At 68.1% G+C, this 15,067-nt stretch carries 10 protein-coding genes and 1 pseudogene; 4 read left to right on the forward strand and 7 right to left on the reverse strand.

From position 1 onward, the window contains the following. A pseudogene (locus AC07OK_RS19590) lies at positions 1 to 1,142 on the reverse strand (heme utilization protein); the annotation flags it as partial. Between the two features lie 501 nt (positions 1,143 to 1,643). Here AC07OK_RS19590 and AC07OK_RS19595 point away from each other — a divergent pair. Next, positions 1,644 to 2,387: a class I SAM-dependent methyltransferase gene (locus tag AC07OK_RS19595; protein ID WP_494691863.1), complete on the forward strand. Its 744-nt coding sequence runs from the start codon at positions 1,644 to 1,646 to the stop codon at positions 2,385 to 2,387. 19 nt (positions 2,388 to 2,406) lie between these two features. On the opposite strand, the gene AC07OK_RS19600 is transcribed toward AC07OK_RS19595, so the two are convergent. Further along, positions 2,407 to 2,799, reverse strand: a complete 393-nt coding sequence (locus tag AC07OK_RS19600; protein WP_494691864.1) for a hypothetical protein — start codon at positions 2,797 to 2,799, stop codon at positions 2,407 to 2,409. 24 nt (positions 2,800 to 2,823) lie between these two features. Next, positions 2,824 to 3,819 (reverse strand): GlxA family transcriptional regulator, encoded by a 996-nt coding sequence (locus AC07OK_RS19605; RefSeq protein ID WP_494691865.1) that lies wholly within the window; start codon positions 3,817 to 3,819, stop codon positions 2,824 to 2,826. Between the two features lie 81 nt (positions 3,820 to 3,900). On the opposite strand from AC07OK_RS19605, the gene AC07OK_RS19610 reads away from it, so the two are divergent. Together AC07OK_RS19610 and AC07OK_RS19615 are read left to right on the forward strand one after the other, a co-directional pair. Next, positions 3,901 to 4,503: a DJ-1/PfpI family protein gene (locus AC07OK_RS19610; protein WP_494691866.1), complete on the forward strand. Its 603-nt coding sequence runs from the start codon at positions 3,901 to 3,903 to the stop codon at positions 4,501 to 4,503. Beyond that, positions 4,500 to 4,811 (forward strand): cupin domain-containing protein, encoded by a 312-nt coding sequence (locus AC07OK_RS19615; RefSeq protein WP_494691867.1) that lies wholly within the window; start codon positions 4,500 to 4,502, stop codon positions 4,809 to 4,811. Before AC07OK_RS19610 ends, AC07OK_RS19615 begins: the two co-directional genes overlap by 4 nt. Positions 4,812 to 4,816: 5 nt before the next feature. Here the strand turns inward: AC07OK_RS19615 and AC07OK_RS19620 are convergent, their stop codons facing one another. Both AC07OK_RS19620 and AC07OK_RS19625 read right to left on the reverse strand, forming a co-directional pair. Then, the gene (locus AC07OK_RS19620) at positions 4,817 to 7,480 is read right to left on the reverse strand and encodes a polysaccharide deacetylase family protein (RefSeq protein WP_494691868.1); all 2,664 of its coding nucleotides are present in this window, start codon (positions 7,478 to 7,480) and stop codon (positions 4,817 to 4,819) included. A gap of 105 nt (positions 7,481 to 7,585) precedes the next feature. Next, entirely contained in the window at positions 7,586 to 8,857 is a 1,272-nt protein-coding gene (locus tag AC07OK_RS19625) for a cytochrome-c peroxidase (protein WP_494691869.1), read from the reverse strand. 138 nt (positions 8,858 to 8,995) lie between these two features. On the opposite strand from AC07OK_RS19625, the gene acpA reads away from it, so the two are divergent. Next, the gene (gene acpA, locus AC07OK_RS19630) at positions 8,996 to 11,122 is read left to right on the forward strand and encodes an acid phosphatase (protein ID WP_494691870.1); all 2,127 of its coding nucleotides are present in this window, start codon (positions 8,996 to 8,998) and stop codon (positions 11,120 to 11,122) included. A gap of 43 nt (positions 11,123 to 11,165) precedes the next feature. Here acpA and AC07OK_RS19635 read toward each other — a convergent pair whose 3' ends face one another. Beyond that, complete coding sequence (locus AC07OK_RS19635) at positions 11,166 to 11,609, reverse strand: hypothetical protein (RefSeq protein ID WP_494691871.1); 444 nt, start codon at positions 11,607 to 11,609, stop codon at positions 11,166 to 11,168. Positions 11,610 to 11,920: 311 nt separating this feature from the next. Next, positions 11,921 to 15,055 (reverse strand): CusA/CzcA family heavy metal efflux RND transporter, encoded by a 3,135-nt coding sequence (locus AC07OK_RS19640; RefSeq protein ID WP_494691872.1) that lies wholly within the window; start codon positions 15,053 to 15,055, stop codon positions 11,921 to 11,923. Positions 15,056 to 15,067 lie beyond the last annotated feature (12 nt).

Consider the following 15,067-nt stretch of genomic DNA (forward strand, 5'->3'; position numbering starts at 1 on the left):
ACCTGCGCGGTGCTCAGGATGCCGATGGCGGCCACCTTGATGGCCGACAGGTCGGCCGTTTCCAGCGCGGCGATGTCGTTGGTCGACAGCGCGGCCACTTGCACGGTGCCCAGCGCGGCGGCTTCGTTGGTGGTCAGGGCGACGACCTGGTTGGTGGTCAGGGCCTTGACCTGGTTGGCGCTCAGCGCGGCGACGGCGTTGGTCGACAGCGCGGCGAAGTCGGCCGTCTCCAGCGCGGCCACGCCGTTGGTGCTCAGGCCGGCGGCCTGGGCGGCGGTCAGCGCGCTGGCCTGGCCGGTGGTCAGGGCGACGACCTGGTTGGTGCTCAGCGCACCCACTTGCGCCGAGCTCAGCGCGGCGAACTGGTTGGTCGACAGCGCGGCCACCTGGTCGGTGGAGAGGCCGGCCAGCTGGGCGGTGCGCAGCGCGGCGACATCGGCGGTGGACAGGCCAGACAGGTCGGCGGTCTCGATGGCGCCGATGGCTTTGCTGCTCAGCGCGGCCACCTGGGCCAGGCTCAGGCTGGAGATCTGGCCCGAGGTCAGCGCGACGGCCTGGTCCGAGCTCAGCGCGGCGATGCCGGCGCTGCTCAGCGCGGCCACGGCGCCGGTCGACAGCGAGTTGACCTGGGCGGTGCTCAGCGCGGCCACCTGGCCGGTGCTCAGCAGGGCGATGGACGCGGTCTTGATGGCGACCAGGTCGCCGGTCTCCAGCGCGCCGATGGCGTTGGTGCTCAGCGCGGCGACCTGGGTCGAGGTCAGCTGCGCGGCCTGGTTGCTGGTCAGCGCCACCACCTGGTTGGTGGTCAGGGCCTTGACCTGGCCGGCGCTGACGCCGCCGATGGCGGCCGTGGCCAGCGCGGCGATGTCGTTGGTCGACAGCAGGGCGAAGCTGGCGGTCTGCAGGGCGCCGACCTGGGTCGAGGTCAGCGCGCCCATCTGCGCCGTGGTCAGGAAGGCGGCCTGGGTGGTGGTGATGCCGCCGGCGAGCTGGGCGGTGGTGAAGGCCTGGATTTGCGAAGTCGTGAACGCGGCCAACTGATCAGAATTAAATGCCGCGATATCGGCAGTGGCCAGCGTGAGGATCTGGGACGTGCTGAGAGTGGCAATCTGTGCAGTGGTAAAGGTGGTCGCGAAACTCATTCAAATTCTCCTGGAGGTACTTCTCTGTCAGCTCAGAACGCAACTCGAACGTCCGGCCTGCGCCGGCGTTCGAGCCCTGTCGTGGAATATGGTGCTATTTTATAAAACTTTTTGATGCCGCCGGGAAAAAAACCGGCTGGTACTGTACATAACGACGGAATTCTGACTTTCATTAAGTAAACTTTTTCCCACCCGAAATGTTGCCGCGCGGAAGCGGGGAAAAAGCCTGCCAGGACTACGCCATTCCGCCCTGTGGGCGGAGTTTCAATGAGGCATTATATCTTACTTAATTTCTCAAAAGAATTTTTTTCGCGCCTGTCGCGGCCCCGCAGCCTGTCGTTTCTGCATGTTTAATCAATAAAACAGTTATCGGATCGGGATATCAAGCGTGCCACTTGTGTAAGAGAAATATATCCGCAAGGATATTTTGCACCGGGCGTGTGACCGGCGCGTGACCGGTGCATAATCGCCACTCCCCCACCCGAATGGAGACACGCCGCCATGAACCCTGCCCGCCCCCTGATCCTGCTGACCCTGGTCGGCGCCCTGGCCGCCGGTCCGGCCGCCGCCCAGGCGCCGCTGGCCGCCGCCGCCGTGGCCGACGCCGCCCGCCCGGACGCCGACAAGGCGCGCGACGCCGACCGCAAGCCGGCCGAGATGCTGGCCTTCGCCCAGGTCCAGCCGGGCCAGACGGTGATCGACTACTTCCCCGGCCGCGGCTACTTCACCCGCCTGTTCAGTGCGGCGGTCGGGCCGCAGGGGACGGTGTACGCGGCGGCGCCGCAGCTGTGGCTGGACCGGCTCAAGGGCAAGCCGCTGCCGCCGCCGGTGTCGGCCGAGCCGGGCCGCGCCAACGTGCATGAAGTGGTCAGCGCCGCCTCGCTCAACGTGCCGGTCAAGGCCGACCTGGTGTGGACCTCGCAGAACTACCACGACATCCGCATCTGGGGCGGCGCCGCCGCCACGGCCGAGCTGAACCAGGCGGTGTTCGCCGCGCTCAAGCCGGGCGGCTACTATATAGTGCTGGACCACGCGGCCCAGCCGGGGCTCGACGAGGCCGGCATGGCCAGGCTGCACCGCATCGACGAGGCGCTGGTCAAGCAGGAGGTGCTGGCGGCCGGCTTCGTGCTCGACGCCGAATCGCAGGCGCTGCGCAATCCAAGGGACGACCGCGGCGCGCAGGTGTTCGAGACCGGCATCCGCGCCCACACCGACCAGTTCATCCTGCGCTTCCGCAAGCCGTAGGCCGGAACGCCCCGGCCGTTCAGGCCGGCGGCGCGCGGCGGCGCCAGGCCAGCACGGCGGCGGTGGCCGCCAGCAGCGCCAGCGCCACCAGGTTGAGCACCACCACGGCGCCGTGGAAGCGCAGCACCAGGCCGACGCTGACGCCGGCCTTGACGGCGAACTGCCAGCCGCCGTCGAGCGGATAGACGCCGACCAGCTGCAGCGCGTAGTACAGGGCGCCGCCCCACAAGCCGGCCTGCCGGCGCTTGAGCGACAGCACCGCCGACAAAAAACCCAGCATGGCGGCGCCGTACAGCAGCGGCAGCGCGTCGGCCGGCTGCGGCTCGCCCAGCAGCCCCAGGCTCACGCCCAGCGCCAGCGCGCTATTGAGCAGCAGCACCCGCGCCACCCATTTCTCGAATTCCCGCATCATCTGATTTCAGTCCGGTTATCTGCGTCAGCCAAAGCGCGCCTGGTAGTCGCTGGGCGCCACGCCCAGCTGGGCGGCGAACGCGCGCCGCAGATTGTACTCGCTGCCGAAGCCGCTCTGGCTGGCGGCCCGCTTGACGCTCATGCCGGGCCGCTCCAGCAGGCCGCAGGCCGCCTCCATGCGCAACCGCAGCAGCAGCTGCGCCGGCGAGATCGCCGCCTGCTGCCGCAACCGGCGGTGCAGCGTGCGCACCGACAGCGCGAACGCCGCCGCCATCTGCTCGACGTCGATCTGGCGCCGCAGGCGCGGACGCAACCAGTCGGTCAGCTGGCCGTGCAAGCCTTGCGGATCGGCCTGCGCCAGCAGCTCGGAGCTGAACTGGCGCTGGCCGCCGGGCCGCTTGAAGAACACCACCAGCCGCTTGGCCGTGTCGAGCGCGGCGCCGCGCCCCTGGTCTTCCTCGACCAGGCTCAGCGCCAGGTCCATGCCGGCCGCGATGCCGGCCGACGTGTAGTAGGGACCGTCCTTGACATAGATCGCGTCGTCCAGCACCCGCACCCGCGGGTACTGCGCCCGCAACGGCGCGGCGTCCATCCAGTGCGTGACGGCGCTGCGGCCATCGAGCAGGCCGCCCTGCGCCAGCACGAAGGCGCCGCTGCACACCGAGCAGCAGCGCCGCACGCCGCCGCCGCCACCACCGGGCGCGGCGCGCTGCACCCAGCGCACGGTGGCCGGGTCCAGCGCCGCGCTGTCGCCCCGTTCGAGGCCGCGGCCACCGGCCACGATCAAGGTCGATCCGGCCAGGCTGCGCGCGGACCGGGGCAGCGGCGCGGTCATCACGCTGACGCCGGCGGTCGACGCCACCAACCCGCCGCCGGGCGCGATCATGCGGATGCGATAGGGTTCGGGCAGGCCGGCGTCGCGCGCCTCGTCGTTCGCGCTGGAGAACACTTGCGCCGGGCCGGTGGCGTCGAGCAGCACGAAGCCGGGATACACGAGCAGCCAGATGTCGATGGGTTTCATGTGGCAGATATTCAACCATGAATGTCATTTGTGTCAACCGCCATCGGGGCATGATGAACGCTTCTACTCACGGGAGCCACCATGACACGCACCATCGGCATCTATGTATTCGACGACGTTGAAGTGCTCGACTTCGCCGGGCCGTACGAAGTATTCACCTGCGCCACGCGGATGGCCGCCAAGCTGGCGCCGGGATCGGCGGCGCCGTTCCGCGTGCGCACCATCGGCCAGCGCAGCGCCATGCTGCGCGCGCGCGCCGGCCTGAGCGTGTTCCCCGAGGCGGACTTCGGCAACGCCGGCCGGCTCGACGTGCTGATCGTGCCGGGCGGCGTGGTCGACGCGGAGCGGGACAAGCAGGAAGTGATACGCTGGATCGCCGCCACCGCGCCCGCCTGCGAGCTGGTGGCGTCGGTGTGCACCGGCGCCTTCCTGCTGGCGCAGGCCGGGCTGCTCGACGGCCAGCCAGTGACCACCCACTGGGAAGACCTCGCCGAGCTGCGCGCCGCCTTCCCGCGGCTGACGGTGACGGGCGAGCGGCGCTGGATCGACAACGGCCGCGTCGTCACCAGCGGCGGCATCTCGGCCGGCATGGACATGTCGCTGCACCTGGTGGCGCGGCTGGCCGGCCACGAACTGGCCGCGCGCACCGCGCTGCAAATGGAATACGACTGGAACGAAGCATGAGGGTCGTGCGCAGCAAGGACTACCGCGCCGGGCGCGCCTGGGGCGCCGAGCTGATCGCCGCCATGCAGGACGCCACGGTGCGCCTGCACTGGACCGACCAGCCCTACGGCTGGCACGTCAACGACGGCCAGGAAGTGTTCGCCGTGATGGACGGCGAGGTGGACATGCACTGCCGCAGCGACGGCGTCGAACAGACGGTGCGCCTGCAAGCGGGCGACATCTTCTTCGTCGACCAAGGCGACGCCCACTCCGCCCATCCGCTCGGCCAGGCGCGCATCCTGGTCATCGAGCGCGCCGGCAGCCTATGATTACTTCATAGTTTTTTCAGCTGCTCTTTCGCGTAGCCGGCGTTGGCGTGGTTGGGCGCCAGCTCCAGGAAGCTGGTGTAGGCCTGCTTGGCCTTGTCGCCGTCGCCCAGGCGCAGGCGGGCGTCGCCCAGGTTCAGGTAGGCGATCGCGCGCGAGGTGTCGATCTGCAGCGTGTTCTCGAACCAGCGCGCCGCCTCCGCGTACTTCTCCTGCTTGTAGTAGACGAAGCCCAGGTTGTTGGCCGCCAGCCCGAAGTCGGGACGGTACTTCAAGGCCTCGGTGAACGCCGCCTCCGCCTGCGCGTACTGCTTCTCCTTGTACAGCTGCAGGCCGCGGTCGTTGGCGCGCTGCGCCAGCTGGCGGCTCGACGCGTCCACCGGCTTGGGCGCGGCGATCTTCTGCTCCTCGCCCTGCAGGTTCTTGACCAGCACCGTGTTGCCGTCGGCCTTGAGGTCGCGGCCCTTGTCCAGCTTGCTGTTCAACGCGATCGCGTCCGGCGACAGCTGCGCCGACTGCGCGCTGAGGAACTCCGCCTCCACCGGCAGCTGGAACACGAACTCGCCGCCCTCCGATCCCGGCAGGCTGCCGAAGGCCGGCGTCTGCTGCGACACGCTGGCCACCGCCGGCGCCACATAGGCCGCCAGCTCGGTGGCGGTGATCAGGCCGTCGCCGTTCAGGTCGGCCTTGCCGTTGAGCGCCTGCAGCAGCGTCCAGGTGAACACCGAATGGCCGTTCGGGCCGCCGTCGGCCACCATCTGGTCGGCGCCGCCGGCGGTCAGCATCTGCCGGCCCAGGCGGCGCGCGTTGTCGCGCAGGAAGGCGCTGTTGCCGCCGCCGCGCGTCAGGCCCAGGCCGCTGTAGCAGGCGTCCATGACGAACAGCACGTGCTTGGCGTTCAGGCTCTCGGCGATGTTCTGCAAGTCCGTCATCGGGATGGCGTCGAAGCTGACCTGCTGCGGGTCGGAATCGACCGGGATGATGTAGCCCAGGTTGCGCCCGGAGCTGAGCTGGCGCGTGGCGCCGTGCCCGGCGAAGAACACGAAGATGCGGTCGTCCTTCTTCAGCTGGGCGTCGGCCAGCTTGTCGTGGAACAGCGCCAGGATGTTGTTGCGCGTGGCCTCGCCGTTCGACAGCGTGTACACCCGCTCGCCGGCGAAGCCGAAGCGGTTGACCAGCGTGTCGCGGATCGCCCTGGCGTCCTGCACCGCGTACTGCAGCTTGGGCCACTTCTGGTAGTCGTTGATGCCGATCACCACCGCGTAGCTGTTGGCGTAGCCGGTGCTGACGGCGATCTTCTCCGGCTCCGGCTTGCCGCCCTTGGCCACCCTGAATTCGTGGCCGTCCCAGGCCGCGAAGCTGTAGCCGTCGGCGATCAGCTTGTCGAGCACCAGCGGCAGCGCCTTGACGCTGCGCTCGTGGATGTCGTGGAACAGGATGATGCCGCGCTGCTCCTTGCTCAGGGTGGTCAGCACGCGGTTGGCGATCGAGCTCGGCACCGGGTCGGCCCAGTCCAGCGAATCGATATTCCACATCACCGAGCGCAGGCCCAGCTTGGACAGGATGGCCAGGCCCTCGGCGTTGTGCGCGCCGTAGGGGAAGCGGAACAGGTCCGAGCGGCGCGCGTCGGTGGCCTTGAGCAGCAGGTCGGCGTTGGCGATCTCACCGTACAGCTGCTCGCCCTTTTCCTTCGACAGCAGCGCGTGGCTGAAGCTGTGGTTGCCCACCGTGTGGCCGGCGTCGATCAGGCGCCGGCTCTCGGCGGCGTTGGCGCTCAGCGTCTGCTTGCCCTGCGCGTCGAGCTGGCCGAGGTTCTGGCCGACCTGGAAGAACACGCCCGGCACGTTGTACTGCTTGAGGATGGCCGCCACTTCCTCGGTGTAGCGCTTGTGCGGGCCGTCGTCGAAGGTCAGCACCACGGTCTTGGGCGGCAGCGCGTTGCCGAAGATTTCCTTGGCCTGCACTTCCTGCTCGGCCGACTTGGGCGGCTCCGGATACGGCACGATGACGCCGTAGTCCTTCATGATCTGCTCGCGCGCGTACAGCTTGCGCAGGTGGCTCACATAGTCGTCCCAGCGTTCGCGCTTGGGCGTGATGGCGCGCGTGTCGAAGCGCGAGAAGATGTCGTTGATCTCCTTGTCGTACTGCTTCTCGATGTCCTCCAGCGCCGCCAGGTCTTCGCTGACGCGCTTGTGCAGCTTGATCGCGGGCAGGGTCTGGTCGGCGGCCGCCAGCTTTTGCAGCGACAGCAGCACTTCGCGGAAGGCCAGGCGGTCGGCGTCGAACAGGTCGCCGGCCGATTCGATATACGACAGCAGCGCATCGTCGGCGGCGTCGCGCTGCGACGGCGGCAGCGCCTGGGTTTGCGCCAGCATGGCCTGCGCCTTGGCCAGCCGCTCCAGGTTCTCGTGGAACAGCGACTGCCCGACCTGGCCGGCGGCCTTGCGGTCCGATCCGGACAGGGTCTTCTCGTCGGCCAGCAGCACGATGATCTTGCGGTAGGCCGCCAGCATGTCGCGCAGTTCCGGCATCAGCTGCGGCGTGGCGCCGGCGAGCACCGGGGCGCCGGCGGGCGCGGCGGCCGGCTGCTTGCCGCGCAGCGCCACGTAGGCGCCCGCGCCGGCGACGGCCACCACCACGGCCGCGATACCCAACTGCTTGATGTATTTCATGTGCGAAGTCTATAAAAAGCGAATCCCGCATTCTATGACACATTTGCCAATTAAACATCGGGGTCAAGTCTGACATTCGGACACGGCCTCGGCGCTCGCCTGCCGCTACGGCCGAGCTCCTGTCCGAATGTCAGACTTGACCCCGGGGTAGCCGTCGGTCAGGGTGTGCAGGAAGGCCACCACGTCGGCGATTTCCTGGTCGTTGAGCGCTGGTTTGCCGCCAGGCTGGCCGCCGAACGGCGCTTCCATGTTGACGTTGGCGTCCAGCCCGGCCGGCTGGTCGTCGTATTTGTGGACGCTGCCGTCGGCCTGGCGCGGATACCATTTCTGCGGCGCCGTGTCGCGCTGCGCATAAAACCGCAGCACCTGCTCCAGGCTGTCGAAGCGGCCGTTGTGGAAGTAGACCCGGCGCAGCGCGACGTTGCGCAAGGACGGCGTGCGGAAACGGCCGCAATACTCGCGGTGCCCGCTCAGGTCGGTGCGGTCCGGGCCGCACAGGCCGAGGTCGAAATAGCCCGGGTCGGCGTTGGCCGCCAGCTTGCCGTTGCGCGGCACGCCCAGGTTGATCAGGCCGTAGTCGGTGAACTGCGGGAAGGCCCCGCCCTGCGCGATCTTGCTGACGTGGCAGGACGCGCAATTGCCCTTGGCCTCGTCGTTGAACAGCGCCAGGCCGCGCGACTCCCGCGGCGTCAACACGGTCTGCTTGCGTAAAAAGGCGTCGTACTTGCTGGTGTAGGGGTAGAAATCGGCCGGGCTTTGCTGGAACACTTCCAGCGCCATCAGCGCCCCGCGCATGGCGGCGTCCGGATGGTCGAAGATGGCGTCGCCGAAGGCTTGCCGGAACCGCGGCGCCAGCGGGCCGGCGCGCAGCCTGGCCACCACCGCCGCGTCGTCCCGGTTGCCCATCTCGCGCGGCGACAGCAGCGGTCCGCGCGCCTGCTCGTGCGCCGAGCCCGCGCGGCCGTCCCAGTCGTAGCCGCCGGTCGGGCCGGCGTCGACGCTGTCGTCGCCGTCGTCGTCGTGGTAGTGCTCGCTGAACGGCGGCACCGTCTGCAGGTACTTCAGCGACGGCGCGGCGCGCGTGCCGGGCGTGGCGCCGTCGCTGCCGCCCAGTTGCACCGCCAGCCGGTTGGCCGGGCCGTAGGCGTGGTCGGGGTTGTGGCAGCTGGCGCAGCTCTGGCGCCCGGACGCCGACAAGCTCGGCTCGCTGAACATGGCGCGCCCCAGCGCCGTCAGCACCGCCGCGCCGGGCTGGTGCGGCAGCGGCGCGTAGGCGGCAGGGGCGGCGGCGATGGGGGCGGTGGCGGCGGGCGGGGTCGGCGATTTCTGGCAGGCGGCCAGCAGCGCGGCGGCGAGGGCAACATAAATCCTTTTCATGCCGCAAGCCTAGCAGCGTGACATGACACCGACATGACAGATAGGAAAGAATACAAAGCGATACATGCAATTTCATCATCCTGACATATTTCAAACCTAGCATGAAGCGCTTTGATACCCACCCTACAAGGCAAGAAGATGAAACTGAACCCGATGCGCCCGCTGCCCCTGATGCTGATGTCGATCGGCCTGGGCGCCGGCCTGATCGCCTGCGGCAGCTCCGCCGACAGCGTGCCCACGCTCAAGGGCCAGGTGGTCGGCAGCTACTATGAAAACGCGGTGGTCTGCCTGGAAAGCACCACCGCCAGGCTGAGCTGCGACAGCGGCTCGTCGAGCGTGCGCACCGGCGCCGACGGCAGCTACGCCATCACCGGCACCAACAGCGGCGCGCTGCTGGTCACGGTGGGCACGGACGCCATCCGCCACGACGCCGTCGGCGACGCCGGCGCCAAGGTCAGCCAGAAACTGCTGCTGCGCGCGCCGAACGGCCACACCGGCGTGGTCAGCGCCCTCACCACCGAACTGGTCACGCTGATGGACGCCAACGGCGGCGACTTCGCCGCCGCCAGCAGCAAGCTGGCCGTCAAGCTGGGCGTGGCCGAAGCCAATCTGCTCGCCGACCTCAACAAGGTGAGCGGCGACGACCAGGCCAAGTTGAAGGCCGAGAACGCCAGCGTGACCGAGGTCATCGCGGCCGCCAGCGCGCTGAGCGCGCCGGCCGACGTCGCCGCCGCGCTCAACGCCGGCCTGGCGCTCAACAACATCAAGAACATCGTCGTCATCTACGCGGAAAACCGCGGCTTCGACAATCTGTACGGCCTGTTCCCCGGCGCCAACGGCGTGCCGGGCGTGAACCCGAGCTCGACCAGCGCCTACGTGCCGCAGAAGGACGTCGACAACAGCACCCTGCCGGCCCTGCCGCCGACCTGGGGCGGCATGACCGCCGCCGGCCAGAGCGTGGTGGTGACGCAGGCGCAGACGGTGGGCATGGCCAACAAGCCGTTCCAGATCGACGACGTCAACAGCCCGCTGTACCTGGCGCCATCGACCATCACGCGCGACCTGGTGCACCGCTTCTACAACAACCAGATGCAGATCAACGGCGGCGCCAACGACAAGTTCGCGGCCTATTCCGACGCCGGCGGCCTGACCATGGGCTACTACGACGGCAGCAAGATGAAGCTGTGGGACATCGCCAAGCAGTACGCGCTGGCCGACAACCTGTACATCGGCGCCTTCGGCGGCTCCTTCCTGACCCACCAGTACCTGATCTGCGCCTGCGCGCCGCAATACCCGAACGCCGACACCTCGGTGGCCAAGGGCGCCATCGCCAAGATCGACGTCGACGCCAAGGGCAACTTCGTGCGCCTGACGCCGTCGGCCAGCGCGCCGACCAGCGTGCTCAACGGCGCGCCGGCCTACGCCAACGACGGCGCCATCACGCCGGCCGACGCCAGCGGCATGTTCTACGCGGTCAACACCATGCAGCCGCCGTACCAGCCGAGCAGCAACAGTTTCGCGGCCGACGACAGCACCCACCTGTACGCCGACACCGGCAAGGCCAACACCCTGCCGCCGCAGACGCAGAAGAACATCGGCGATCTGCTGAGCGCCAAGAACATCGACTGGGCCTGGTACGCCGGCGCCTGGAAGGACACCAGCGCCGCCACCACCGGCGCGGCCCGCGGCGCGATCACCAATCCGCCCAACTTCCAGTTCCACCACCAGCCGTTCAACTACTACGCCAACATGGACCCGGTGAAGAACCCGGCCAACCGCGCGGCGCACCTGAAGGACTACGACAGCCAGTTCGTGGCCGACGTCGCCAACGGCAGCTTGCCGCCGGTGGCCTTCTACAAGCCGCAGGGCAACCTGAACCAGCACGCCGGCTACGCCAGCGTGGCCGACGGCGACGCCCACATCGCCGACGTCATCGCCAAGCTGAAAAAGAGCCCGCAGTGGAAGAACATGCTGGTCATCGTCACCTACGACGAGAACGGCGGCTTCTACGACCACGCCAGCCCGCCGAAGGGCGACAAATGGGGCCCGGGCACGCGCGTGCCGGCCATCATCGTCTCGCCCTACGTGAAGAAGGGCGTGGACCACACCCAGTATGACTCGGCCTCGATCCTGCGCGCCATCACGCGCCGCTTCAACCTGCCGCTGCTCGATGGCCTGAGCACCCGCGACAAGGCGCTGGCCGCCAACGGCGCCAAGCCGATGGGCGACTTCAGCTCGGCGCTGGCGCTGACGCCGCAAGAGTAGGCGCGGTCCCGGTCAGCGAGTAGCGCGCCGCGGGCACCGCGCGCTATTCGTCGGCGCGGCAGGCGGCGGCGAGCTTCCATGCGCGGTCGCCGGGAAAGCGCAGCCAGACCGCTCGCCATGCATTGCGCGTGCCGCAGCCGCTGGCGTTGGCCAGCCGCGATGGCGTGGTCGGCGCGCCGTCGCAGAGGATGACTTCGCCCTCCACTTGGGCGTAGCTGCTCTTGCCGCCGAAGCTGGCGCGCAGTTCGGTGCCGTTTGGCAGGAACAGCTGCTTCCATTGGTAGCCTTTGCTGGCGTCATGCAAGGCGCTTGGCGTGGCGTCGGGTTCAAGCGTGGCCGATGCGGCTGGTGCCCCGGCCGCCATCCATTCGCGGATGAGCCGGCACACCACGGCTTCGGTCTCGGGGCCGAACCAGCCTTCGCCCGTACGGTCTATCAGCCGGTGGAGCACGTCGGTCGGGATGTGGAAGGGGATAGGGAGGGACATGTTTTTCTCCGACTCTAAAAGCTCTAATCGTTAGAGATCGGTCTAATTCAATAGAGTTCACTCTAATTTTTCTAATTCCGGCGCCAAAAACTCTAAAACAAAGCGCGGCGGGCTCTAATTTCTCTATTTTTTCTAAACCGCGCCTATTTTTTAGACCGTTTCTAACGAATTAGTTCAATCTCTATCGAATTAGAACGTTTAGAGCTTTTAGAGCCCCGAAAAAAGACCTCACCCTGTATAGCGACGGCATGACCAGCCGCGCGGGCGGCTGCCCGCAGCCAGGCATTGTTGGCTGCGGAGCTCTTCAAGTCTTAAGCGGTTGTAGACTGTCCGCGCCAATACGCCAGCCGGTACAGCAGCGGCAGCACCAGCAAGGTCAGCGCGGTGGACGACAGGATGCCGCCGATGACCACCGTCGCCAGCGGGCGCTGGACTTCGGCGCCGGTGCCGGTGGCGATCGCCATCGGGATGAAGCCCAGCGACGCCACCAGGGCCGTCATCAGCACGGGGCGCAAACGGCCCAGCGAACCCTCGCGGATCGCCTGCTCCAGCGTGCGCCCTTCCTCGCGCAGGCTGCGGATGAAGGAGATCAGCACCAGCCCATTGAGCACCGCCACGCCCGACAGCGCGATGAAGCCCACCGCCGCCGATATCGATAGCGGTATGCCGCGCAAGGCCAGCGCCGCGATGCCGCCGGTTAGCGCGAACGGTATGCCGCTGAACACCAGCAGCCCGTCCTTCAGATTGCCGAACATCGCAAACAGCAGCACGATCACCAGCAGCAGCGCCACCGGCACCACGATCTGCAAGCGCCGCGACGCCGATTGCAGCTGCTCGAACTGACCGCCCCAGCTGGTCCAGTAGCCGGCCGGGATCCGCACCTGTTGCAGACGCTCTTCCGCCTCCGCGACAAACGAGCCGATATCGCGCCCGCGCACATTGGCGCTGATGACCACCCGCCGCTTGCCGTCCTCGCGGCTGATCTGGTTCGGCCCCGGCGCGATGGCGAAGCTCGCCACCTCGCCCAGCGGAATGAAGTTCGCTGCGCCAGCGCCACCGGTGCGCGGCAGCGGCAGCGGCACCGGCAGGCGCCGCATCACATCCAGGTCGCCGCGCAACGCATCCGGCAGCCGCACCACGATATCGAAGCGGCGATCGCCCTCGAACATGGTGCCGGCCTGCTGGCCGCCGATGGCGGTGGCGATGGTCTGCTGCACATCACCCACATTCAGGCCGTAGCGCGCGGTCTTGCCGCGGTCGATCTCCACCGTCAGCACCGGCAGGCCGCTGGTCTGCTCGATCTTGACCTCGGTCGCGCCGTCCACCTTGCCCAGCGCGGCGGCGATGCGCGCGGCGGTCTCGCCCAGCACCGCCATGTCGTCGCCGAACAGCTTGACCGCGACATCGCTACGCACGCCCGATATCAGCTCGTTGAAGCGCAGCTGGATCGGCTGCGAGAACTCGAAGGCGTTGCCCGGCAGGCGCTCGGCCGCCTGCTGGATCGCCGCCACCAATTCGGCGTGCGACTTCTTCGGCGCCGGCCACTGCGACTCCGGCTTGAGCATGATGTAGCCATCCGAGACGTTGGGCGGCATCGGGTCGGAGGCGATTTCCGCCGTGCCGGTGCGCGCGAAGATGCGTTCGATCTCGGGGAACTGGCGCTTGAGCGCCAGCTCCACCTGCTGCTGCATCGCCACCGACTGCGTCAGGCTGGTGCCGGGGATGCGCAGCGCCTGGATCGCGATGTCGCCCTCGTTCAGGCTGGGCACGAACTCGCTGCCCATGCGCGTGGCCAGCAGCACCGACAGCGCCACCGCGATGCCGGCGAACGTCAGCACCACCGGCGTGTTGGCCAGCGCGCGCTCGAGCAGCGCCGCGTAGCAGCCGGTGATGCGGCGCTGCTCCTGCTCGACCACATGGTCGCCGATGAACAGCGCCACGGCGGCGGGGATGAAGGTGATCGACAACAGCATCGCGCCCACCAGCGCCATCACCACCGTCAGCGCCATCGGATGGAACATGCGCCCTTCGACGCCGGTCAGCGCGAAGATCGGCAGGTAGACCACCATGATGATCAGCTGTCCGAACAGCAGCGGCCTGCGGGCCTCGCGCGCGGCGGCAAACACTTCCTGGTGGCGCTGCGCGCGCGTGAGCACGCGGCCGTGGCGCGCCTGCGCGTGCGCCAGCCGCCGCACGCAGTTCTCGACGATGACCACCGCGCCGTCGACGATGATGCCGAAGTCCAGCGCGCCGAGGCTGAGCAGGTTGGCGCTGACCTTGTACGTCACCATGCCGGTGAAGGTGAACAGCATCGCCAGCGGGATCACCAGCGCCGTGATCAGCGCCGCGCGGATGTTACCGAGGAACAGGAACAGCACCACGATCACCAGCACCGCGCCTTCCAGCAAATTCTTCTTCACGGTGTTGATCGCCTTGTCCACCAGCGTGGTGCGGTCGTACACGGTGACGGCCTGCACGCCGGCCGGCAGGCTGCGGTTGATGTCGACCATCTTGCGGTCGACCGCCTGCGACACCGCGCGGCTATTCTGCCCGATCAGCATGAAGACGGTGCCCAGCACCACCTCGCGACCGTTCTCGGTGGCGGCGCCGGTGCGCAGCTCGCGGCCGACATCGACCTGCGCGACGTCGCGCACCCGCACCGGCACGCCGTCGACGTTGCTGAGGATGATGTTGCGGATGTCGTCGAGCGACTGCACCTGCCCCGGCGCGCGCACCAGCAGCTGCTCGCCGCGCCGCTCGATGTAGCCGGCGCTGGCGTTGCCGTTGTTGCGCTCCAGCGCCGTCACCACGTCCTGCAGGGTCAGGCCGTAGGAGGCCAGCCGCTGCGGATGGGGCGCCACCTGGTACTCCTTGGCGTAGCCGCCGATGGAATTGATCTCCGTCACGCCGGGCACGTTGCGCAGCTGCGGCTTGATGATCCAGTCCTGGATCTCGCGCAGGTCGGTCGGCGTGTAGGGCGTGCCGTCGGCCTTCTTCGCGCCCGGCCTGGCCTCCACCGTCCACAGGTAGATTTCGCCCAGGCCCGTCGACACCGGGCCCATGGCCGGCGTGACGCCGGCCGGCAGCTGCGCGCGCGCCTCCTGTATGCGCTCGCTGACCATCTGCCGCGCAAAGAAGATGTCGGTGCCGTCCTTGAAGATGACGGTGATCTGCGACAGCCCGTAGCGCGACAGCGAGCGTGTCTGCTCCAGTTTCGGCAGGCCGGACATCAGGCTCTCGATCGGGAAGGTGACGCGCTGCTCGGTCTCGAGCGGCGAGTAGCCGGGCGCCGAGGTGTTGATCTGCACCTGCACGTTGGTGATGTCGGGCACGGCGTCGATCGGCAGCTGCTGGTAGTTGTAGACGCCGAGTGCGGCCATGCCGGCCACCGCCAGCAGGACCAGCCAGCGCTGGGCGATGGCGAATTGGATGATGCGTTCAAACATGGTGTCCCCCGT

The sequence above is a fragment of the Duganella sp. GW821-FHT07G03 genome (assembly GCF_059418605.1).

What these genes read in the sequence shown, in the direction of transcription:
- AC07OK_RS19620 (WP_494691868.1), bottom strand. Translation starts at nt 7,480, where the DNA reads ATGAAATACATCAAGCAGTTGGGTATCGCGGCCGTGGTGGTGGCCGTC.
- AC07OK_RS19610 (WP_494691866.1), top strand. Translation starts at nt 3,901, where the DNA reads ATGACACGCACCATCGGCATCTATGTATTCGACGACGTTGAAGTGCTC.
- AC07OK_RS19640 (WP_494691872.1), bottom strand. Translation starts at nt 15,055, where the DNA reads ATGTTTGAACGCATCATCCAATTCGCCATCGCCCAGCGCTGGCTGGTC.
- AC07OK_RS19615 (WP_494691867.1), top strand. Translation starts at nt 4,500, where the DNA reads ATGAGGGTCGTGCGCAGCAAGGACTACCGCGCCGGGCGCGCCTGGGGC.
- acpA (WP_494691870.1), top strand. Translation starts at nt 8,996, where the DNA reads ATGAAACTGAACCCGATGCGCCCGCTGCCCCTGATGCTGATGTCGATC.
- AC07OK_RS19600 (WP_494691864.1), bottom strand. Translation starts at nt 2,799, where the DNA reads ATGATGCGGGAATTCGAGAAATGGGTGGCGCGGGTGCTGCTGCTCAAT.
- AC07OK_RS19595 (WP_494691863.1), top strand. Translation starts at nt 1,644, where the DNA reads ATGAACCCTGCCCGCCCCCTGATCCTGCTGACCCTGGTCGGCGCCCTG.
- AC07OK_RS19605 (WP_494691865.1), bottom strand. Translation starts at nt 3,819, where the DNA reads ATGAAACCCATCGACATCTGGCTGCTCGTGTATCCCGGCTTCGTGCTG.
- AC07OK_RS19635 (WP_494691871.1), bottom strand. Translation starts at nt 11,609, where the DNA reads ATGTCCCTCCCTATCCCCTTCCACATCCCGACCGACGTGCTCCACCGG.
- AC07OK_RS19625 (WP_494691869.1), bottom strand. Translation starts at nt 8,857, where the DNA reads ATGAAAAGGATTTATGTTGCCCTCGCCGCCGCGCTGCTGGCCGCCTGC.